Raw genomic sequence first — 23,513 nt, 5'->3', positions numbered from 1 at the left:
TTAAGTTATGAAAAAACTAACCATACTTTTACTCCTTTTTATTTCAATCACTTCTTTTTCGCAAAAAATTACTAGTGATGAATTGTTAGATAAAGCGATTCAATTTCATGATCCAAATGGAAATTGGCCTACCTTTAAAGGAACACTTTTTGTAACCATGGAAATTCCTGAAAAATCGAGTAGAAAAAGTAAAATTGATATTAACTTACCCCAAGAATACTTTTCTGTAAAAGCAGTTAGAGATACAATTACTACTGAATACACTATAGATAAGGGCATTTCTAGTTTTAGCTTTAATGGTAATAAAAATCCGTCAGAAGAAATTAAAAAGAAATTTAATCTAAATCCTGAACGGGCAAAAATGTATAAGAATTACTATACATTTTTATTTGGTTTGCCTATGAAGCTTAAGGACAAAGGAACTATTATCCATCAAAAAGTAGAAACTAAAACCTTTAAAGGAAAAAAATATTTAGTTTTAAAAGCTACCTATTCTAAAGAAGTTGGTAAAGATACTTGGTACTTTTATTTTGATCCGACTACATATGCAATGGAAGTCTATCAGTTTTTTAAAGAAACAAAAGATAGCGGAGAATACATTTTACTTTCTGATTTAAAAACAATAAATGGTGTGAAAATGCCTAAAACCAGAGCATGGTATTACAATAAAGATAATGGCTACTTAGGAACCGATATCTTATCTTCACAAAAATAAATGAAATCCTTTACTTTATTCTAATCATAGAAAAAACATGTTGTTAAGTATGGAAATAGTATTACTCATTTTTATCATTATTTATCTACTAATTACAAACAAAAATATTAGTTCTAAATTGAAAGATTTACAGACTTCTGTTTTTCAATTAGATGATAAATTACGAGACTTACAGCAAAAATCAACTTCTAAAGAAGAAGTATTAAAAAATAAAAGCGAACCTGTTACTCTAAAAGAAACGGAGCCTTTAGAAAAAACAACACCAATTGTTGTAGCAAAAGAGGAACCCATTATTTTTGTTTCTGAAGTACCAGAAGTAGTAAAACCTATTTTAAATACTGATGCTAAGGCTGCACCAATAGTTACTGATAAAAAAGCAAATACTAGAGAAGAGAAAAAGAAAGAAAAAGCGATTCCTAAAAAATCTTGGATAGCATCTTTTAAAGAGAAAAATCCGGATTTAGAGAAATTTATAGGCGAGAATTTAATTAATAAAATAGGAGTCTTAATTCTTGTTTTAGGAATTAGTTTCTTTGTAAAATTCGCTATTGATAAAGATTGGATTAACGAACCTGCAAGAGTAGGAATTGGCGTTTTATGTGGTTCTCTAATTATGATGATCGCACATAAATTAAAGAAAAATTATGCTTCCTTTAGTTCTGTTTTAGTAGCAGGAGCAATTAGTGTTCTTTACCTTACTATTTATATTGCCTTCCATGAATACCAATTATTTAGTCAGACCGTTGCTTTTTGTATTATGGCAGTAATTACGGCTTTTAGTGCCTTAGTTTCCGTTTCTTATAACAGACAAGAATTGGCTGTTTTATCTTTAATTGGTGGTTTTGCAGCTCCTTTTATGTTAAGTACTGGAGAAGGAAATTATGTGGTACTATTTAGTTATATCGTTATCTTAAACTTAGGTATTCTTGCGATCTCTTATTTTAAAAAGTGGAAAATAGCAACGATTGTAGATTTTGCTTTTACCTTTATTTTATTTGGTTCTTGGTGTTTCTTAAACATCCATAAAGACAGTTTTGAGCATAATGGCGCTTTAACTTTTGCTACCATTTTTTACTTTATTTTTAGTCTTACTATTGTTCTAAATAACTTAAAAAACAAAGGAGTATTTTCTAAAATTGAATACTTTATTTTAATAGCAAATACCTTTATTTTCTTTGGAATTGGAATGGTAATTCTAAAAGATTTAGATTCTAAGTTTACGGGATTGTTTACTTTATTATTGGCTGTTTACAATGTAGCTTATGCTACTATTTTATACAAAAAATTCGGACTCGATAAAAATGCCATTTATATTTTAATTGGTTTGGCATTAACATTTGTTACGTTAACCATTCCTATTCAATTTAACGGAAACCAAATTACTCTTTTCTGGGCAGCAGAAGTAGTTTTATTGTTTTGGTTGTCTAAAAAATCTAAAATAGAATCATTTAAACTAGGTGCCATAATAGTGCAAGTTTTATCCATTATTAGTTTGCTACTAGATTGGGAATTGTACACGTATTCAGAAGAATTATCGGTAGTTTTTAATCCATTATTTATAGCTGGTTTTGTAGTTAGTATTTCTCTTATTTTAACCTATTGGCTACTAAAAAAAGAAGGAAATATGGTAACTAAATATTTCACTTTAAAAATAAATTTTTACAAAACCATTGTTTTAATCACCTTTGTTTTAGTTGCGTATTTTACAGGTGCTTTAGAAATTGATTATCAAGCTCATCAATTTTTAGAAAATACAGCTTCTGCCCTATCTTTTCCCGTTGCATATCATTTTGTGTTTGTAGCTCTCTTATTATTTTTTACAGAAAAGTTTAAGCAGAAAAACATAGAAAAAGCAGTCTTATTAATCAGTTGCATTTCAATTTTCGTTTATATAGGTAACTTCTACAAGCTGCCAACAGATGAAGTTACAGAAAACCTTGCACTTTCTATACATAGTAATTATGCTTTTTACTTACATTATATAGTTTTAGCATCTCTTATTTATTTTGGAGTTCAATTATTTAAAAAGACAAGTACGGTATTCAATATAAAACCAACGCGAAGTAAATGGTTGCCATGGCTTTTTGTTTTTGCAATTGTTTACACATTAAGTAACGAAGTTATGGTACATGGAGTTCATTTTTCTGATAATTCTTCAATTATTTCTGAGTTAAATGCACAAACAAATGATTACTCAAAATACGATATTATAGATGACAAAATAGATGCAGTACAAGACCAAATAATTAAAATTGGGTATCCTATTTTATGGGGAATTTTCTCCTTTATATTCTTAATTATCGGAATTAAGAAACAATGGAAAAACTTAAGAATTATTGCTCTTTCCTTATTAGGAATAACCATTATAAAACTATTTGCATACGATATTCAAAACGCTTCTGAAACAGGAAAAATAGTCGCCTTTATATTATTAGGTGTTTTAATCTTGATTATTTCGTTTGTGTATCAAAAAATAAAAAAATTAGTAAATGACAAAACTCAAGAAGATGAAGAAATATAGCTTTTTAATCGTTTTTTTTATCGGATTAACTTGTTTTAGTCAGAATTATAAAGGCTCTTTAAACAGTGTTGAGAAAGACGGTTTGCATAAAATAATGCTAACACCAGAAGTAAGATCTGCAAGTAAAAATAATTTTAATTTTATCAGAATAAAAGATAATGAGAACAAGGAAGTACCTTATGTTTTAAAATATCATTCAGATCAATTATTCTCTACATTTTCACCTATCAAAATTGTATCAAACAAAAGAATTAAAGATTCTGTTACTACGGTTTTAATAGAAAATATAACGAAGGAAAAATTAACGAATCTTACTTTAAAAATTGCGAATACAGATATTTCTAAAAAATATAACCTCTTTGGAAGTAATGATGCAAAAACATGGTTCGGAATTACCTCTAACAATACGCTATACCTTAACAATGGTACCAACAAATCATCTTTAGAAAAAAGAATAAATTTTCCTACAACAACTTATCAATTCTTAAAAATAGCCTTTAACGACAAAAATTCTTTACCAATAAACATTTTGGGTATTGGTAAATACATCAACAACTATTTTTCTGAAACACCAATTACACTTACAGATTTTAGTCAGAAAATTACGCTTTTAAAAGACAGAAAAGTAACTCAGATTAAATTTACATCTAACAACTCTCATGAAATTAATAGTATTTCATTTGATATTAACACCGATTTTTATCAACGTAATGCAAAACTAATTATAAATAAAGAACGTAAAATAAAGAAGAGAATAGAAACTTATCAGCAAATAGTTTCTAACTTTCAGTTAAATTCTAAAACAGAAAACACCTTTTTCTTAAATAATTTAAATGAAAAAGAATTTATTATAGAAATCGAAAACAAAGACAATCCTAGTTTAGAAATTACAAACATTACCTTATTACAAAAGCCTGTTTATATTATATCTGACTTAAAAAAGAAGGAACAATATCAACTAATAATAGATACTACCTTCTCTAAACCTTCTTATGACTTAGGTAATTTTATATCAGAAAAAACATCAATCATAGAAGAAGAAGTATCCGTAAATAATTTTATTAAAACGAGAGCAACACCTGTAATTATAAAAGAGAAACCTTTTTGGGAAACAGCTGTTTTTATGTGGGTTTGTATTATTTTTGTAGGCGTTTTAATAACCTACTTTGCGTTAGACTTATTAAAAGATGTAAAGCATCAAGAAAAAAACTAATTTATAAATAATTTCTTATCGATAAAACAAGTGCCAACAACAAAAAACATTTACAGAAAAATATTAATTTGGAGATATAAATACATCTCTGAAAAGCAATTCATATACATACTTAGCATCCTTGTTGGTTTTTTAGCAGGTTTTGGAGCTGTTATTTTAAAAAATTTAACACATTTTTTTCAGCATCTTTTAGAAGGAAATTTGGTGAGAGATTATCACCATGCTTTTTACTTTCTTTTTCCGATTATTGGTTTAACAATTGTATATTTTATCATAAAATATGTTATTAGAAACAAAGTAAGTCACGGTATTCCTTCTACACTATATGCTATATCCAAAAGAAAAGGAATTATGAAGCGTTACCAAATGTTTGGTTCTATTTTAACTGCGCCAATTACCGTTGGTTTTGGTGGTTCTGTTGGACTAGAGGGACCAACTGTTGCAACAGGTGCGGCAATTAGCTCTAATGTTGCCAGGTTGTTTCATTTAAACCAAACTTCAAGAACCTTATTAATTGGTTGTGCATCTGCTGGTGCGCTTTCAGCCATATTTAAAGCACCAATTGCCGCTATTATTTTTGCCATAGAAGTGTTTAGTTTAGACTTAACAATTGCCTCTATGATGCCTTTACTTTTAGCGTCATTATCTGCAATTATAACCTCTCGTTTCTTTTTTGGGTCTGATGTTTTACTTCCGTTTGAAACAGAAGATATTTTTACCATAAACAACATTCCTTTTTACCTTATTTTAGCTACTGCAACTGGTTTAGCTTCTATCTATTTTACAGAGGTTTATGATAGAATTCAGAAACTTTTTGACAAAATAGACTCTCCAATAAAACGTTTATTAGTTGGTGGAATAGGTTTAGGAATTTTAATATTTTTTATTCCGCCTTTATATGGTGAGGGTTTTGAAGTTATTAATAATTTAATTGCAGGAAACCCACAAGAAGCTTTAAAAAATAACTTTATGAACTTAGATTTATCTAATGTTTGGGTTGTTATTATCTTATTATTTGGCTTAGTTTTATTTAAAGTGATTGCAAGTGCCTTAACTTTTGGAGCTGGTGGAGTTGGTGGTATTTTTGCACCTACTCTATTTATGGGTAGTCTTTTAGGAAATTGTGTTTCTAAAATAATTAATACTACTGGTTTATCTAATGTTTCTGAAAGTAATTTTACTTTGGTAGGAATGGCTGGTTTAATGGCCGGAGTACTACATGCTCCTTTAACTGCTATCTTTTTAATTGCAGAATTAACTGGTGGCTATGATCTTTTTATTCCGTTGATGCTAACCGCTACAATTTCTTACCTAATCGCTAAATATGTACATCCATATTCTGTCTACGCAATGCAGTTAGGTAGAAAAGGAGAATTAATTACACATAACAAAGACCATGCTGTCTTAACTTTAATGGATATTAATAGAGTTATTGAAAATAATTTTGTTCCTGTTTATTCAGATATGGATTTAGAAAGTATGGTTAAACAAGCAGTTGTAAAATCTAACAGAAATATTTTTCCTGTAATTAATAAGAAGAATAATAAACTAACAGGTATTATTTTACTAGACGATTTAAGACCAATTATGTTTGATCAAACCTTATATAAAACAATATTCGCTAGAGATATTATGCAACATCCTCCAGAAATAATTATCATAGGTCTTGATAAAATGACAGATATTATGAGGAAATTTAAAGAAAGTGGTGCTTGGAATTTACCGGTTGTTAAAGAAGGAAAATATATTGGTTTTATCTCTAAATCAAAATTATTAACGGCTTACAGAAATAAACTAATAGAAGTTACGTCATAAAACTATAGAAGAAAATGAGGCAAAATAGTTTTTCAACAAATATGAGAACAAAATCTAACAAGGAGTTAGAAACCATTCTCACTGAAAAAGATAAATATACAGAAGAAGCTTTACAAGCTGTTACATGGGAACTAGAGGATAGAAACATATTAGAAAAACCGACCATTGTTATAGAGGATACGCCTAAAGAAAACACTGTACCTGAAACACCTATTTCTAAAGAAAACACAGAAACTAATAAAAGTCCTTTTAAAGAATTAGAAGTGCCTGTTCTATATTCTAAAAATGCAATACTCGGTTTTACCATTTTCTTTTCTACCATATTTGGTGCTGTTTTATTAATGCAAAACTTAAAACAGATGAACAAACCTAAAGTAAGGAATCAAGTTCTTATTTTTGGTTTGGTATATACTCTTTGCTCTACGATACTTTTAAATTATCTACCGAAATCTATTTTCACAACTTTAATTTTGAATGTTATAGGCTACGCTGTGTTAACAGAATATTTTTGGAATACCCATTTAGGAAAATATTTAGTACACCAAAACAAACAAATATGGAAAATATTAGGTATTTCGATGCTAATTGTATTTGCTCTTATTTTCCTGCTTTTTTTAACTCAAAATTTAGAACAATAACTTAACCTCCGCTAAATTAAATTCAAAGAAGAATGAAAATAATATTAGCACCAGATAAATTTAAAAACACCTTAACAGGATTAGAATTTTGCAATATTATTGAAAAAGTAATTTTAGAAGAATTCCCAAATACAGATATTCTTAAATTACCACTAGCAGATGGTGGTGATGGTACTATTGAAGTTGTAGAGTACTATCTAAAAGGACGTACTATAAACGTACAAGTAAACAATCCTTTTTTTGAAATAATCAATGCAACCTATATATATTCTAAAGAGAACAATACTGCTTTTATTGAAATGGCAGAAGCATCTGGTGTTAAGCTACTAAAACCAACACAATTTGATTGTAAGAATGCGACCTCCTTAGGTACAGGAGAAATGATTGTTGATGCCATTAATAAAGGGGCTAAAACTATTATTATAGGTATTGGAGGCAGTGCAACCAACGATTGTGGAATAGGAATGGCAACGGCTTTAGATTATCAATTTTTAGATGAAAATAATAAAAAAGTAAAACCTATTGGCGCAAATTTATCTAATATAAAATCGATAGATGTTACTAATGTTCATCCTAAATTAAGCGCTGTAGATTTTAAAATAGCTTGTGATGTTACCAATCCTTTATACGGAAAAAATGGTGCAGCCTATGTTTATGGTACTCAAAAAGGAGCATCGAAAGATGAAATTGTAATGTTAGATAAAGGCTTACAAGATTTTTCTAAAATTCTAAATATTGTTTTCACAATCGATGTTCAGTCTGTAAAAGGTGCTGGCGCTGCAGGAGGAATGGGAATTGCAACTCAATTATTCTTAAACGGAACTTTAGAACCTGGCATTCAATTGATAAAAGAAATTGCTAATTTTGATACTCAAATTGAAGGTGCAGATTGGATTATTACTGGTGAAGGAAAACTAGACACACAAACCATGTCTGGCAAAACAATTCAAGGCGTGTTGACTTCCGCAATAGCTAAAAAAATAAAAGTTGCTGCTTTTTGTGGCGCTATAGATTTAGACGAAAAACAACCAGAAGATTTCGGAATTAATTATACCGATGCTGTTCTGAATTACGCAAAAGATTTAGAAGATTCTATGAAAAATAGCGGAGAATACTTGGGTTTGTTATCAAGAAAATTCGCGCTAAAAAAACTTTAAAACACTAATTCCAAGGTTCTTCATTAGGCTCTAATTGCTTCTGACTTGGCATAATTCTTTTAGAGTCTTGTTCGGTTTCGCCTATTTTTAAACAAGAAAATAATAAGAAACAAATCGCTAAATCATTTTTATCTAAAAGCTGTAACTTAATACTGTCTTTAAAATCATTATCAGAAAAAGATTCATCAATTTCTGCAATTTTTTCTCCGTTTTTTAGAATAGATATTTTCTTTTTAAAATGAATATTCGTTTCATAAGTAACCTCATCAACATCTATAGAAAAGATGGTTTTTCTATTATTCTGAGAAACTAGTTCGGTTAAAACATCTTGACTATTCTTTATGGTAAACACCATTTTCCATTTCCAAAATTGAAATTGCTTGGTAATCTTATAAATTATTTTATCGTCTGAATTAAAAACCTCAGAACCAAACTTCCCAAAATCCATAAACCACTTAGATGTGTATAATTTTTCTTCGGATGAAAAAACATCTAAAGTATTATTAAAGTGTTTTATTTTATATAAATGAGTGTTCATTGAATTACTTTTCTTTTAAAAAATTGACTACCAAATCTGGGAAATCTGTAAAAGCACCATCAATATCTGCTTTTATTAAGAGTGTTTCCATCATCTTGTCAAAGGTAGTGAACTCATCTAAAGAATCGGCTCTAAAAGTATAAGGATGCACTTTTAAACCTAATTTATGCGCATCAGAAACCAACGTGGTAAACTGCCACTTCTCTCCTACTTTTTTATCTAATATTTGCTTATACCAAGGACCAATTCCGTCTGCATACGTTGCAAAATGTGTTAATTGTTTTGTTTCTTCTTCAAATTCCATTAACTGAACCAAAAATAAGTCAGATTTTAATACTACACGAATTCTCTCTAACTCTGTTGCATCAAAACATTGTAAAATACAATTGTCCTTTTTTGTTTTGTAACCGTAATCAGTAAGAATTTCTAAAACAATTTCAGTTATCTTTTTTCCTTCTTTTTGATGAAATGCAGGATCTTTAATTTCTGGATAAATTCCGATATTCTTTCCGGTAGCTTTATTTAAACCTTGTATCAATTCTATTTCTTGTTCAAAAGAATGTAGTTTAAAATTTCCTTTTCCCTTCGGATAACGGTTTGGGTAAAACTGTCCGCCTGTTTCATGATTAAAACGCTCCGTTACTTTGAGCATTTGCAATTCATCAAAAGTAAAATCTATCACATAGAATCGATTGTCTTTTCTTTTTCTATCAGCAAATTTTAGAGCAACATCAGTTACATCATCTAAATAAATATCATGAATTACAATTGGTACATTGTCTTTACTCAACACCAAATCTTGCTCAATAAAATGAGGATTCATAGCGTATGCCATCGCTTTAGCTTCCATGGTATGTTCTGGCAAATAACCAGAAGCACCTCTGTGGGCAATCACTATTTTAGTATTCATATTCGTGTCTTTTTTAGATGGATTGCAAGAAAAAAGTAGCAAACCAATCAAAAATAATGAAATTGAGTTCATTTCTGTAAAATTTATCAATTAAAGATATAACTTTTGTAATTTTGCGATATGAAGTTAACGTTAAAAATAATGTTTGTCATCTTTTTAATTTGGATGGCAATTGGAATGTATCTTGTAAATACAGGTCACGAAAAAGCACAAATTGTAATGGGTTTAGGTGTCTTTTACTTTTCTTTTCTATTTATGCCTTTCTTTATTTACTACAGGTACAGAGACGGAAAATATAAGAAGTATATTTTAAATGATGAGAAATTAAAGGCCGCTTTTAAAGATTTTGGAAAAGATTAATTAGTTCTCTTTTTAATAATTTTACCGCTATACCATAATAAATGCGTAAAAAAACAAGACAGCATCAGTTTTCACATGAGTGAGACACAAACATTAGTGCGAGCGTCTCGCTCGCACCACAACAAGTAAATTCAAAAAAAATAAACAAAATAATATCAGAGTTTACAAGAGTGGAAGATTATAATTATCATCCATCATGTTTTAATTAATCTTCCTTTTTAAAATACACATACACAGGAAAATGGTCGGAGAAACCACCTTGATACCAAGGACCTATATAAGTTCTAAACGGACTTCCTTTTAATTTTCCTTTAAAAATTTTCAACCATTTCTTATTAAATACTTCAGCATGCTTAAAGTAGACTTGTCCTTCTTTTTTTTCTAAAAAGTTTTTGGAGATAATTATCTGATCAAACAAATTCCATTTACCTTCATAGGTTAAAGAACCAATAGCATTTCTATCCAAGATCTTTTCCATAGGATTGTAAAAATCATCAGTCACTAAATATTCTTTAATAGATTTGTTGGTTGGATCATCGTTAAAATCACCCATAATCAAAATTTTTGCATTATAATTTTTAGCTTGTATTCCTGCTATAATTGCTCTTGCTAATTTTGCGGCATCAATTCTTTTTGGTTCAGACTCTTCTATTCCTTCTCTTCTAGAAGGCCAATGATTTACTAAAACATGGACTAACTCTCCCTTTAAATTACCAGAAACCACTAAAATATCTCTAGTATAATCTCTCTTCCCTTCATCTCCTTCTAAATACAACGGAAAATGTTCTGAGTCTATTAATTCGAATACTTCTTTATTGTATAAAAGCGCTACATCAATCCCTCTATCATCCGGAGAATCATAATGTACAAAACCATAATGGTGCTTTTTTAAATCTTTAGAATTTACTAAATCTCTTACAACTTTGGCATTTTCTACCTCTACCAAACCAACAAGTGCAGGCACATCATATGATCTTTCTTTACCTAGTTGAGAAATTACAGAACCTAATTTTTTAATTTTATCCCTGTAACGTTTATTATTCCAGTGATTTTTACCATTGGCAGTAAAATCATCGTCAAAGGTTTTTGGATCATCTACCGTATCAAATAAATTTTCTACGTTGTAAAACCCGACAGTAAATATCTCTTTACTCCTTTTTGATGATGAAAAAAATAACCCCATTTATAATTGTTTTGATGATTGGTAAAAATATAAAAATAAAGCAGGGTAACTCTTAACTTAAACTATATGTTTTCTTAACACAAAACTATACTTACTTACCTTTTTCTCTTGTAATTTTGTATTGATTAAAATCTGAATTAATTATAAACTAATAAAAACCATTGCTATAAGAAGAGAAAGTGTTGAATTTGAATTTGAATTATTTAATTAAAACTTCAAGTATCTTGAGGTTTTTTTTATGCATTTACAAACCAAATCTTTGTATTTTTGTAATCTATGATAGACGAACGCGAAGTTATTTCTGAAAAAGCCGTTTTAATCGGTATTATCTCTCAACAACAAAATGAAATTCAATCTACAGAATATTTAGATGAATTAGAGTTTCTAACCCTGACTGCAGGTGGTGTTGCCGTAAAACGTTTTGTACAAAAAATGGAAAAACCCAATCCTAAAACATTTTTAGGTGTTGGTAAATTAGAAGAAGTTAGAGACTATATTGTTTCAAATCATATTGGTACTGCCATTTTTGATGATGAATTATCTCCAGCTCAAATACGTAATATTGAGAAAGTTTTAGATTGTAAAATCTTAGACAGAACAAACCTTATATTAGATATTTTTGCACAAAGAGCGCAAACAAGCTCTGCAAAAACACAAGTAGAATTGGCACAATGTCAATATTTATTACCTCGTTTAACAAGACTTTGGACACACCTTGACAAACAAAAAGGGGGAATTGGAATGCGTGGACCTGGTGAAACTGAAATTGAAACAGATAGGCGTATTATTCGTGATAAAATTTCTGTGTTACAAAAGAAATTGTTAACCATAGACAGACAAATGGCTGTGCAACGTAAAAACCGTGGAAAAATGGTTCGAGTTGCTTTGGTTGGTTACACCAATGTTGGTAAATCTACATTAATGAATGTGATTAGTAAAAGTGATGTTTTTGCTGAAAACAAATTATTTGCAACTCTAGATACTACTGTTAGAAAAGTGGTTATTAAGAACATTCCGTTTTTATTAACAGACACTGTTGGTTTTATTAGAAAACTACCTACACAATTGGTAGAATCTTTTAAATCTACGTTAGATGAAGTTAGAGAAGCAGATTTATTATTACATGTAGTAGATATTTCTCATCCAAATTTCGAAGATCATATAGCTTCAGTAAATTCTGTTTTGGCAGATATAAAATGTGCAGACAAACCTTCTGTTATGGTCTTTAATAAAATTGATGCCTATTCTCATGAAACTATTGATGAAGATGACATTGTAACAGAAAAAGGGAAAGAACATTATACATTACAAGATTGGAAAAAAACTTGGATGAATGATTATGATGTAGATTCTATTTTCATATCCGCCCTAAACAAAGATAATTTAGAAGACTTTAAAGAGAAAACATACGAAGAAGTAAAGAAAATCCATATCCAACGTTTTCCTTATAACGACTTTTTATATTATGAATATAAAGAAGAAGAGTAAATTATTATGATTTGATAAAATAAACTTCAAAGAGATGAACAAAAGCTCCACCGAATTAGTAGACCATTTAGAAAAACACTACATACATAGAAGTAATTGGCTAAGGGCAGCTGTTTTAGGAGCAAATGATGGAATTTTATCTACCGCAAGTTTAGCTATTGGAGTTGCTGCTGCAAGCGAATTAAGAGAACCTGTAATTCTAGCTACTTTAGCAGGTTTGGTTGCAGGAGCTTTATCTATGGCAGCAGGAGAATATGTTTCTGTAAGTTCTCAAACAGATATTGAATCTGCAGATATTGAAAGGGAAAAAATAGAATTAGAAGAAATGCCAGAACTTGAGTTACAAATGTTGGCAAGAATCTACGAAAAGAGAGGTCTTAAAAAAGAAACAGCTTTAATTGTTGCTGAAGAATTAACTGAAAATGATGCGTTAGCAGCACATATTAGAGATGAATTAGGGATTAATGAAATTAGTCAGGCAAATCCTATTCAGGCTGCAGTAGCATCTGGAGCTGCTTTTACAATTGGCGGCCTACTTCCTTTTTTGGTAACTCTTTTTCTACCTTTAGAAAATCTGGAATACTATATTTACGCTTCTTCCATACTTTTTCTAATGACTCTAGGAGCATTAGCTGCCAAAGCAGGCGGTTCTAATATTAAAAAAGCAGTTTTAAGAATCACTTTTTGGGGTACAGCTGCTATGGGATTAACAGCCTTAGTTGGCTACTTATTTAATGTAAATATCTAAAAGTAATCGTATTATATACTTTGTAAGCACAAGCTATTCCTTCTTTTTATCATCATTTATTCCCATTTTTTTTACTCGATTTTTCCAAGAATTTTTAGCATGAGCTTGTAAGTCTGCAACAGAGTCACTCTCATCCATTATCTCTAAACCTAATAAAGTTTCTATTACATCTTCTTGAGAAACAAGTCCGCTTACAGAACCATATTCATCTACAACCAACGCAATATGTTCTTTCTGGCGAATCAGTTTGTCAAATAAATCTGCAATCGATAAATCTCTATCTGTAATTATAATATTTCTTTTTATAGAAGATAAGGTCTCCGCTCCTTTTCCACTAATTATTGCTTCAAATAAATTATCTTTTAGAACATATCCTGTAATTTCATCTGGATTTTCAGCAAAAACAGGAATTCTAGAATAACGTAATTTTTTATGCTCATTATAAAAAGCTTCTATCGTTTGACTTTCATCTGCTATTTCTAAAACAGATCTTGGCGTCATTACATCATTTACTTTAATTCCTTTAAAACCTAATAAATTTCTAATAACCTTACCTTCGTTTTCTTGAAAAACACCATCTTTTTCTGCTATTTCTGTCATTACCAAAAAGCCTTCTCTACTTAAAACACTGCCATGTCCTTTGCCTCCAATTAATTTTGTAGTTAATTGTAAAACCCAGATAAAACCTGTCCATTTTAATGGGAAAATCATAATATTTAAAGCCTTGGTAGTAAAATTAGCTAACTGTCTCCAATAAGTCGCTCCAATTGTTTTAGGTATAATTTCTGATGCAACTAAAATTAAAATAGTCATTATTGTAGACACAACCCCCACCATAACATCTTCTGTTAATCTAATACCCAAAATAGTTTTAGCAGAAGTACCATACATTTCTGCATAGGCTACTTTTGCTTGTACACCAACTAAAATAGCTCCTACAGTATGTGCAACTGTATTAATTGTTAAGATTGCTATTAAAGGCTTGTCTACATCTTTCTTTAACGCTTCTAACTGTAGTGCATATTCAAGTCCTTCTTTCTTTTTTAGATTGATAAAAGTTGGAGTAATACTAAGTAAAACTGCCTCTAGAATAGAACACAAAAATGAAAAGAAAATAGAAACGGTAGCGAAAATTATTAATAATGTCATCAACAAAGGTTTAGAATGTAAAAGTAAGGAAAATAAAAAACCTCAAGAATTTCTTCTTGAGGTTTAAATAAAATATTATTTGATACTACTTAAAAAGCATAACTAAGACCAAGTAAATAGTAAGATTGTAATTTGTTATCTATATTGTCAAAAGTAGCTGTAGGCACAACAGCATTATCTAAAGCATTGTTTAAAGCTTCTTGTTTATTTTGACGTAAACCTAACTCAAAACCAACTCCAATTCCTTTCCATATTGTATACCCAAAAGAGTTCGTAAATGTCCAGTTAGATAAGTCTGATGTATCATAGCTTTGAAACATAGATAAATTAGACTTTACACTTAGTTTTCCATATTTCTGTGTGTAGTCTGCTACAATTTTAGCACCTAAAGAAGATTCGAAAACGGTATCTCCACTACTAAAAACAAAATTGTAGTTTCCTGGATGTATAACAACCACTAAATTATTTGTAGGTGTCCATGTAGCACCAATACCTAAATCTAAATATCCTGGGTCGTTAAAGTTATCTATAATAGTTGTTCTATATTCTGCTAAACCAGAAAGTGCCCATTTTTTATTTAATCTCTTACCATATAAAGAGCTAATTGTAAATACATCTGTAGTAGCTTCAAAATCTTCATCTCCAGCAACTCCTTCTTCATCTAGTTTTACCCAACCTAAATTAACAGCAGCAGAGTTTCTCCAGAAAAAATCTTCTTTAATTAAATTAGCAAAACCATTTACTGTAATACCTATATTACCAGCAGTTGCTGTAGGTGTAGATTTAGAATACCAGTTATTAAAACCAGAAAAACTACCTCCAATTGTACCAAAAGCACCTTTTCTCCATCCTGGAAGTGCATCGATTTTTGATTGTAAAGCTTTTACTTCTCCTTGTAATTTAGCAATTTCAGCTTTTTTAGGAGCTTGTTCTTTTTTTAATTCTTCAGCTGTTTGTCCATTAATGGATAAACTAGTTAATACCAATAAAAATAAAATTGATAACTTCTTCATTTTTTTTTGTTTTTTTAAAATTTGAGTGTGCAAAAATACACTTTTTCTTATTTAGACAATAAAAATATTAATAAGTCACTTTTTGATGAAATTTATAATTTAATCCCAAACCAAATAATTGTCTAAATTGCACTTTACTAGACGCATTATCATCTACGATAGCATGAAAAGTCATGTGCATTTTAATGTTATTATTTACTTTAAAACGAATATTTGTTTGGTTTTCTAAGTCTAAATTGTCTGGTTGATCTAAGTAATCTGAGTAGAGTGCAACAATGTTTTCCATTTCTACATTCTCCATTATCGTAAACTTAAAATATCCAGAGAGGTTAAAACCTAAACTAAAATTGGTATTATCTCCTTCTTCTACCCCAAATTGACCAGAAAACAAATCGCTAACCATTGTTAACCTAGCAGTAGCCGGAGCTATGTTTATATTTGAATTATCAGACTTTTTCCATAACATACCAGGACCTAAACTCAAATAAGCCGGTGAGAAAAAATCTGAAACAGGTACCGCAGGTTCTACTTTATAATTATAACCTCTAGAATATTGAGTTTTAAAATTAACAAATTGCGATAAAAACCAATTATTACCCGATTTTATACCTAATAAAGAGTTTAATTCAAATCGATCATTTGTTTTACGATACCCTTTGGTATTTAAATGGCTTAATCCATACGCAGTTAAAATTCTCGTATCCCAGTTAACATTGTTTTTCTTGTAATTAAAATCATAATTTACATTTATATCACCTGCAATCATATTCTCTCCCCCTGAAACCCAATTAGAAAAGGAAGATTGATTAAAAACAAAACCAAACTTTCCATTAATTTTCCATTTAGGAATTGGTAAAGTATCTTTCTTCTTTTTTTGTGCATAAAAAGAAGTGGAAAAAAGAACTAATAAAAGAAGTAATAATCTTCTCATTGTAAATTATTTTTTAATTTTATATAAAGGTACTGTTGAGCAAGCTTCTCCAAACATAATAGACCTTGCTACAGGTTGTAATTTTTCTATTAAAAAGACATATGCAGAATCTGGAATTGGTTTATTTGCACACCCTTTTATAATAACTGGTGCATTTATGAATTCCTTAAGGTCTAAAAAACTAATTAATTCTTGATAAAGAACTGTTTCTAGCAATTCTAAATCTCCAATCACTACTTTATTTGCAAACGGAATTAATTCTGACGCAACTAACATAAAAGCCCAAGAAGGAATTATTGCATCTACAGAACAAGAAATAGCTACAAAACTATTTTTGTATTGAGACCAATCGTGGTTTTGTACCGATTCTCTGAAGTCTTTTTCTTTTAAAATTAACTCTTGAAACAACCAATCTTTTACATCAAATACCACTCTTTTTCCTTCTGGATAGATTTCTTCTAAATCAAAGGTTTTAAGTTTACTATTTGTAACCCTATTTATAATTTCTTCTTGCATTATTAAAGTTTCAAAGTTGAAATTTCTCAATCGCTTAAAAAAGCTCATTTAGAAATGACATTGGTTGTTTTATTCTGAAAACTGTTACTGAGACTATTTTATAGCATTCCCAGTTCTAGTTTTGCTTCTTCACTCATCATATCTTGTGTCCAAGTAGGATCGAAAGTAATTTCTACTTCACAGCTTTTAATTTCCTCTAAAGTTTTCACTTTATCTTCAATCTCAACAGGCAAACTTTCTGCTACCGGACAATTAGGTGAGGTTAATGTCATTAATATTTTTGCATTATTATCTTCAGATACAAAAACGTCATAAATTAAACCTAATTCGTAAATATCTACTGGAATTTCTGGATCGTAAATTGTTTTTAAAACATTTACAATTTTGTCACCTATTACTTCTAACTCTTTATCTGTCATTATATTTCATTTAACAATTAATTTTCACCAATTGTATTTTTAATTTCCTAATTTAGTTTGTTGTGCAATGGCATACATTTTTATGTACTTAACCATAGAAACTAAACCATTTGCTCTTGTTGGTGATAAATGTTCTTTTAAACCGATTTCATCAATAAAATCTGTAGAAGCCCCTAAAATATCTACCGGTTTTTGGTTTGAATATACCCTCAATAACAATGCCACAATACCCTTGGTTAATATAGCATCACTATCCGCAGAAAACTTAATAATATCTCCCTCTAATTCAGAATATAACCAAACTTTAGACTGGCAACCTTTTATTAAATTTTCATCTAATTTATTCGTATCCTCAATAATTGGTAACGATTTACCTAACTCTATAATGTACTCATAGCGCTCCATCCAATCATCAAACATAGAAAACTCATCAATAATTTCTTCTTGTATTTCTTTGATAGTCATTTTTAAAACTTATTTTTGCACTTTTTAAAAAGCATTTTATAAAATGCAAAATTACGTATAAAATCTAAGAAATGAGTAAATTATTAGCAGTTGGTACAGTAGCTTTTGATGCAATTGAAACCCCTTTTGGGAAAACTGACAAAATATTAGGTGGATCTGGAACCTATGTAGGTCTAGCTGCAAGTCAATTTGGAGTAAAAACAGGCGTTGTTTCTGTAGTTGGAGGAGATTTCCCTGCATCCTACTTAGAAATGATGAATGATAAAGGAATTAATACCGATGGAATTGAGGTAGATAAAAAAGGTAAAACTTTTTTCTGGAGTGGTAAATATCACAATGATATGAACTCTAGGGATACTTTAATTACAGAATTAAATGTATTAGAGACTTTTACACCTGTTGTACCAGAAAATTTTAAAGATGCAGGTATTGTAATGTTAGGGAATTTACACCCGTTAACACAAGCATCTGTATTAGATCAAATGACAGAAAGACCAAAATTAGTAGTTTTAGATACTATGAATTTTTGGATGGACATTGCTTTAGATGATTTACATACTGTTTTAAAACGTGTAGATGTAGTAACTATTAATGATGAAGAAGCGCGTCAATTATCTGGAGAATATTCTTTAGTAAATGCAGCTAAAAAGATTCATGAAATGGGACCTAAATATGTGGTGATCAAAAAAGGAGAACATGGTGCTTTATTATTTAATGAAGGAAATATGTTTTATGCACCTGCATTACCTTTAGCAGAAGTTTTTGATCCTACAGGAGCTGGAGATACATTTGCTGGTGGTTTTTGTGGTTATTTAGCAAAAACAGAAGACATTTCTTTTAACAACATGAAAAATGCAATTATCTACGGTTCTAACCTAGCATCTTTCTGTGTAGAAAAATTTGGTACAGAGCGCATGGAAGTACTTACTGCAGAAGAAGTTAAAAAGCGATTACAAGCTTTTAAAGATTTAACACAATTTGATATTAAAATATCTTAATTTTAATCCGCGGTTTTTGCTGCGGATTTTTTTTTTACAACAACACAACAAAAAAACTATATATACCAATGAGTGATGCTATTAAACATGAATGTGGAATTGCACTTGTTAGATTAAAGAAACCGTTACAATTTTATAAAGACAAATACGGATCTGCTTTTTACGGAATTAATAAAATGTATTTATTAATGGAAAAACAGCACAATCGCGGACAAGATGGTGCAGGTTTTGCCAGCGTAAAATTTAATGTAGAACCAGGTACAAGATATATTAGTAGGGTGCGTTCTAACCAACCGCAACCCATACAAGATGTTTTTGCTCAAATTAACCAACGTTTAAATAATGTTTTAGAACAAAATCCTGATAAAAAAGACGACGTTGCTTGGCAAGAAGAAAACATGCCTTATGTTGGAAACTTATTTTTAGGACACGTACGTTATGGTACATTTGGTAAAAATAGTATAGAAAGTGTACACCCTTTTTTACGCCAAAGTAACTGGAAACATAAAAACTTAATAGTTGCTGGTAACTTTAACATGACTAATTCTAATCAAATACTTGAAGAATTAATTGAGTTAGGTCAGCACCCTAAAGAATTTACAGATACAGTAACTGTAATGGAAAAAATTGGTCATTTCTTAGAAGATGAAGTTGGCAAATTATACCAAGAAGCAAAGAAAAAAGGATTTAATAAAAGAGATGCCTCACCTTATATCGAAGAAAATTTAAAACTAAAAAAAGTATTAAAAAGATCTTCTAGAAACTGGGATGGTGGTTATGCTATGGCAGGTTTAGTTGGTCATGGAGATGCTTTTGTTTTAAGAGATCCAAACGGTATTAGACCTACTTATTTTTATGAAGATGAAGAAGTTGTAGTTGTCGCTTCAGAAAGACCAGTTATTCAAACTGTTTTTAATGTTAAGATAGAAGACGTTCAAGAATTAGAAAGAGGACATGCTTTAATTATTAAGAAAAGTGGTGTAACTTCAATTAAGAAAATTATAGAGCCTAGAGAAAACAAAGCTTGTTCTTTTGAGCGTATCTATTTTTCTAGAGGAAGTGATGCTTCTATTTATAAAGAACGAAAAGACCTAGGAAAAATAGTATTTCCAAAGATTTTAGAGTCTATTAATAGCGATATTTCTAACACCGTATTTTCTTTTATACCAAACACTGCAGAAACTTCTTTCTACGGAATGGTAGAAGCTGCTGAAGATTTATTAAACCAACAAAAAACAGCAAAAATTTTAGCTGGTGGAACAAAATTATCAGCACAAAAGGTTACAGAGATTTTATCTGAAAGACCTCGTTTTGAAAAAATAGCCATTAAGGATGCAAAATTAAGAACTTTTATTGCAGATGATAGCAGTAGAGATGATTTGGTAGAGCATGTTTATGATATTACATATGGTGTTGTAAAACCTACTGATAACCTTGTTATTATTGATGATAGTATTGTAAGGGGCACTACATTAAAGAAAAGTATTATTAGAATTTTAGATCGATTAAAACCTAAAAAAATAGTAGTAGTTTCTTCTGCTCCACAAATTAGATACCCAGATTGCTATGGTATTGATATGGCCAAAATTGATGATTTTATTGCTTTTAAAGCAGCTTTAGAATTGTTAAAAGATACAAATCAATATAATATTGTAGACGCTGTTTACAAAAAATGTAAAGAGCAGCAAGGTAAAGCAGATACTGAAATTGTAAATCACGTAAAAGAAATTTACAGTCCTTTTAAAGCTGAAGAAATTTCTGCTAAAATTGCTGAAATGTTAAAAACAGTAGATATTAAGGCAGAAGTAGAAGTAATTTATCAATCTATAGAAGGCTTGCACAAAGCGTGTCCTGATAATCTTGGAGATTGGTACTTTACAGGAAACTACCCTACTCCTGGAGGACGTAGAGTTGTAAACCAAGCTTTTATTAATTTTTACGAAGGAAACGATAAAAGAGCGTATTAAGTATTACCAAAAATAATTTTTATAGCTAATATCTATAACAAAAGCTTACATTACTCATCTACAAAATAAATTGTAGATGAGTTTTTTTTTACAATAAAAAAGAAACGTTAACTATTAAAGACATTACTTCAATAGAACTTATTTTAAAAAATATTGAGATTAAACAACCAAAGGTGTTTCTACTCTATGATTTTTACCCCACCTACTTATTAAGAAGCTTTCTTTATTGCCCCCAACCTTTCCCTTTAACATATATTTAAGACTCAATCCTTCAGCGTTTTCTTAATTTCGAAACCAATTCAAATAACACTTTAATGATGACAAAAAGATTACTTACTAAATTACTTTTAGTTGCTTTTGTTTTTGGTTTTACAACTCAAACAGAAGCCCAATTTTGGAAGAAAAAAAAGGACGAAACTCCTAAAGAAACTCCAAAAAAGAAACCCGAAAAAGGAGACATTCAGCCTTACGGAAAAGTGGTTACCAAAGACCATAAAACAGACGAAGGATTATTTAAAGTTCACACAAAAGGTAATTCTTATCTTTTCGAAATACCAGATTCTCTTTTAACAAGAGAAATGTTAATGGTAACAAGAATTGCAAAAACTGCAACCGGAATTGGTTTTGGTGGTGGAAAAACAAACACACAAGTATTACGTTGGGAAAGAAAGAACAAACAAATTCTATTAAGAATTGTTTCTCATGACATTGTTGCAGATACTATTTTACCGGTTCATAAAGCCGTTGTAAACTCTAACTTAGAGCCTATTCTATTTTCTTTTCCTATAAAAGCAATTAGTAAAGACTCTACAGCAACTGTTATAGATGCTACTCCTTTATTTACTTCAGATATAAAACCTTTAGGTTTTCCTGGTTTTTATAGAAAAGCGTACGGTGTAACAAGAATGGATAATGACCGTTCATATATAGAAAGAGTTAGTAGTTACCCTAAAAACATAGAAACAAGACATGTAAAAACATATTTTGCAAGTAAAGCACCTTCTAATAGCTCTTTGGGGTCTATTACTTTAGAAATGAGTAACTCAATGGTTTTACTACCTAAAGTACCAATGAAACGTCGTTATTTTGATGAACGTGTAGGATGGTTTGCTAGAGGTCAAGTAGATTATGGTTTAGATGCTCAAAAAAGTAAAACAGTTAAATATTTAGATAGATATCGTTTAGAAGTAAAAGATGAAGATATCGAAAAATTTAAAAGGGGAGAATTAGTAGAGCCTAAAAAACAAATTGTTTATTATGTAGATAGCGCAACTCCAGAAGAATGGGTTCCTTATATTATACAAGGTGTAAATGATTGGCAAGTTGCTTTTGAAGCAGCAGGTTTTAAAAACGCTATTGTTGGTAAAAGAGCACCAACCAAAGAAGAAGACCCAGAATATAGTCCAGAAGATGTTCGTTATTCTGTAATTAGATATTTAGCATCACCAATTCCTAATGCGAACGGACCTCACGTAAGTGACCCAAGATCTGGAGAAATCTTAGAATCTGATATCAACTGGTATCATAATGTAATGACTTTATTACACAATTGGTTCTTTGTGCAAACTTCTGCAATTAACCCAGAAGCAAGAGGTAACAATTTCAAGACAAAAACTATGGGAGAATTAATCAAGTTTGTATCTTCTCATGAGTTAGGTCACACTTTAGGTTTACCTCATAACATGGGGAGTTCTGCTGCATATCCTGTAGATTCTTTACGTTCTGCTTCATTCACAAAAAAATACGGAACAGCACCTTCTATTATGGATTATGCTCGTTTTAACTATGTTGCACAACCAGAAGACAAAGGCGTTGCTTTAATGCCAAATATTGGTATTTATGACAAATATTCTATCTCTTGGGGATACAGACCTATTTTAGATACAGATGCTAAAGATGAAAAACCTATTCTTGATTCTTGGATTTTAAAACATGCTGGAGACCCTATGTACCGTTTTGGTCGCCAACAACGTGGTGTTATAGACCCTAGTTCTCAAACAGAAGACTTAGGTGACGATGCTGTAAAAGCAAGTAACTACGGAATTAAAAATTTAAAGAGAACTCTACTTAAATTAGAAGAGTGGACTAGCGAAGAAGGTGAAAACTATGATGATATGAATGCTATGTACGGTGAATTACTTACACAATTCTCTAGGTATATGGGACACGTTTCTTCTAACGTTGGTGGTATTTATGAAAACTATAAAACAACAGACCAAGAAGGAGCAGTTTATACTCATGTAGATAAAGCACGCCAAAAAGAATCTTTAGCATTTGTAATAGATCAATTATTTGAAACACCAACTTGGATGATAGATAAAGATCTTTTTTCTAAAGTACAGTATACCGGTGCTGTAGATAAAATTAAATCTTTACAAGGAAGAACTTTAAGCGGAGTTTTAAGCACATCTAGAATGGCACGTATGATTGAGAACGAAACTTTAAACGGCTCTGATGCGTATACTTTAGTTTCAATGTTTTCTGATTTAAGAAAAGGTATCTGGACAGAACTTTATAATGGTAGAAGTATTGACACGTACAGAAGAAATTTACAAAAATTGCATATTGATATTTTAAAATCTTTATTAGAATCTTCTTCTGCAAATATTTCTGATGTAAAATCTGTAGCAAGAGGTGAATTAAAACGTTTACAACGTGATGCAAAATCTGCTTCTAACAGAGGAAACACTTTAACTCGTTACCACTTACAGGATGTTGTAGATAGAATTGATACTATTTTAGATCCTAAATAATTAATTTAGAATTATA

21 protein-coding genes are annotated in these 23,513 nt (G+C 30.2%); 12 read left to right on the top strand and 9 right to left on the bottom strand.

The annotated features are described in order from the left end of the window. Positions 1-7: 7 nt before the first annotated feature. The 6 genes from H0I29_RS10300 to H0I29_RS10275 are packed head-to-tail and all read left to right on the top strand — an operon-like array spanning position 8 to position 8,059. Positions 8-715, top strand: coding sequence for a DUF6503 family protein (locus H0I29_RS10300; protein ID WP_218752215.1), 708 nt, complete (start codon positions 8-10; stop codon positions 713-715). 49 nt (positions 716-764) lie between these two features. Then, a complete protein-coding gene (locus H0I29_RS10295) occupies positions 765-3,236 on the top strand; it encodes a DUF2339 domain-containing protein (RefSeq protein WP_218752213.1) in 2,472 nt (823 codons plus the stop codon). Continuing rightward, positions 3,223-4,449: a hypothetical protein gene (locus H0I29_RS10290; RefSeq protein ID WP_218752212.1), complete on the top strand. Its 1,227-nt coding sequence runs from the start codon at positions 3,223-3,225 to the stop codon at positions 4,447-4,449. Before H0I29_RS10295 ends, H0I29_RS10290 begins: the two co-directional genes overlap by 14 nt. Positions 4,450-4,479: 30 nt before the next feature. Next, positions 4,480-6,264, top strand: a complete 1,785-nt coding sequence (locus H0I29_RS10285; protein WP_218732676.1) for a chloride channel protein — start codon at positions 4,480-4,482, stop codon at positions 6,262-6,264. Between the two features lie 41 nt (positions 6,265-6,305). Further along, positions 6,306-6,902, top strand: a complete 597-nt coding sequence (locus H0I29_RS10280) for a hypothetical protein (protein WP_254712609.1) — start codon at positions 6,306-6,308, stop codon at positions 6,900-6,902. Between the two features lie 32 nt (positions 6,903-6,934). Then, positions 6,935-8,059, top strand: coding sequence for a glycerate kinase (locus H0I29_RS10275; protein WP_218752210.1), 1,125 nt, complete (start codon positions 6,935-6,937; stop codon positions 8,057-8,059). A gap of 4 nt (positions 8,060-8,063) precedes the next feature. Here the strand turns inward: H0I29_RS10275 and H0I29_RS10270 are convergent, their stop codons facing one another. Continuing rightward, positions 8,064-8,597: a hypothetical protein gene (locus H0I29_RS10270; RefSeq protein WP_218752209.1), complete on the bottom strand. Its 534-nt coding sequence runs from the start codon at positions 8,595-8,597 to the stop codon at positions 8,064-8,066. A 4-nt stretch (positions 8,598-8,601) separates the two neighbouring features. After that, on the bottom strand, positions 8,602-9,507 hold the full coding sequence (gene glpQ / locus H0I29_RS10265; RefSeq protein ID WP_254712608.1) for a glycerophosphodiester phosphodiesterase: 906 nt from the start codon (positions 9,505-9,507) through the stop codon (positions 8,602-8,604). A gap of 120 nt (positions 9,508-9,627) precedes the next feature. Here glpQ and H0I29_RS10260 point away from each other — a divergent pair, with 120 nt between their 5' ends. After that, entirely contained in the window at positions 9,628-9,867 is a 240-nt protein-coding gene (locus tag H0I29_RS10260) for a hypothetical protein (RefSeq protein WP_218752207.1), read from the top strand. Positions 9,868-10,072: 205 nt separating this feature from the next. On the opposite strand, the gene H0I29_RS10255 is transcribed toward H0I29_RS10260, so the two are convergent. After that, on the bottom strand, positions 10,073-11,050 hold the full coding sequence (locus tag H0I29_RS10255) for an endonuclease (protein WP_218752206.1): 978 nt from the start codon (positions 11,048-11,050) through the stop codon (positions 10,073-10,075). 276 nt (positions 11,051-11,326) lie between these two features. Here H0I29_RS10255 and hflX point away from each other — a divergent pair, with 276 nt between their 5' ends. After that, positions 11,327-12,538, top strand: coding sequence for a GTPase HflX (gene hflX, locus H0I29_RS10250; RefSeq protein ID WP_218752205.1), 1,212 nt, complete (start codon positions 11,327-11,329; stop codon positions 12,536-12,538). A 34-nt stretch (positions 12,539-12,572) separates the two neighbouring features. After that, positions 12,573-13,286: a VIT family protein gene (locus tag H0I29_RS10245; protein WP_218732668.1), complete on the top strand. Its 714-nt coding sequence runs from the start codon at positions 12,573-12,575 to the stop codon at positions 13,284-13,286. A 33-nt stretch (positions 13,287-13,319) separates the two neighbouring features. On the opposite strand, the gene H0I29_RS10240 is transcribed toward H0I29_RS10245, so the two are convergent. The 6 genes from H0I29_RS10240 to H0I29_RS10215 all read right to left on the bottom strand — a co-directional run bounded on the left by H0I29_RS10240 (position 13,320) and on the right by H0I29_RS10215 (position 17,779). Then, entirely contained in the window at positions 13,320-14,435 is a 1,116-nt protein-coding gene (locus tag H0I29_RS10240; protein ID WP_218752204.1) for a CNNM domain-containing protein, read from the bottom strand. A gap of 89 nt (positions 14,436-14,524) precedes the next feature. Then, positions 14,525-15,448 (bottom strand): DUF3078 domain-containing protein, encoded by a 924-nt coding sequence (locus H0I29_RS10235; RefSeq protein WP_218732666.1) that lies wholly within the window; start codon positions 15,446-15,448, stop codon positions 14,525-14,527. A gap of 67 nt (positions 15,449-15,515) precedes the next feature. Further along, the gene (locus H0I29_RS10230; protein ID WP_218732665.1) at positions 15,516-16,379 is read right to left on the bottom strand and encodes a DUF3078 domain-containing protein; all 864 of its coding nucleotides are present in this window, start codon (positions 16,377-16,379) and stop codon (positions 15,516-15,518) included. Between the two features lie 6 nt (positions 16,380-16,385). Next, on the bottom strand, positions 16,386-16,895 hold the full coding sequence (locus H0I29_RS10225) for a DUF2480 family protein (protein ID WP_218732664.1): 510 nt from the start codon (positions 16,893-16,895) through the stop codon (positions 16,386-16,388). A 98-nt stretch (positions 16,896-16,993) separates the two neighbouring features. After that, positions 16,994-17,314: a DUF59 domain-containing protein gene (locus H0I29_RS10220; protein WP_165733066.1), complete on the bottom strand. Its 321-nt coding sequence runs from the start codon at positions 17,312-17,314 to the stop codon at positions 16,994-16,996. A gap of 39 nt (positions 17,315-17,353) precedes the next feature. Next, the gene (locus tag H0I29_RS10215; protein WP_218732663.1) at positions 17,354-17,779 is read right to left on the bottom strand and encodes a SufE family protein; all 426 of its coding nucleotides are present in this window, start codon (positions 17,777-17,779) and stop codon (positions 17,354-17,356) included. A gap of 71 nt (positions 17,780-17,850) precedes the next feature. Between H0I29_RS10215 and H0I29_RS10210 the strand changes: the two genes are divergently transcribed. From H0I29_RS10210 to H0I29_RS10200, 3 genes are all read left to right on the top strand, one after another. Beyond that, positions 17,851-18,777 (top strand): PfkB family carbohydrate kinase, encoded by a 927-nt coding sequence (locus H0I29_RS10210; protein WP_218752203.1) that lies wholly within the window; start codon positions 17,851-17,853, stop codon positions 18,775-18,777. Between the two features lie 68 nt (positions 18,778-18,845). Next, positions 18,846-20,744, top strand: a complete 1,899-nt coding sequence (locus tag H0I29_RS10205) for an amidophosphoribosyltransferase (RefSeq protein ID WP_218752202.1) — start codon at positions 18,846-18,848, stop codon at positions 20,742-20,744. 317 nt (positions 20,745-21,061) lie between these two features. Continuing rightward, a complete protein-coding gene (locus H0I29_RS10200; RefSeq protein WP_218755228.1) occupies positions 21,062-23,497 on the top strand; it encodes a zinc-dependent metalloprotease in 2,436 nt (811 codons plus the stop codon). Positions 23,498-23,513: the final 16 nt, after the last annotated feature.

Source organism: Polaribacter sp. R2A056_3_33 (assembly GCF_019278485.1).
In the GTDB taxonomy this organism is placed as follows: Bacteria; Bacteroidota; Bacteroidia; order Flavobacteriales; family Flavobacteriaceae; genus Polaribacter.
The sequence above is the reverse complement of the archived record's forward strand: the minus strand, read 5'-3'. Positions and strand labels throughout refer to the sequence as shown.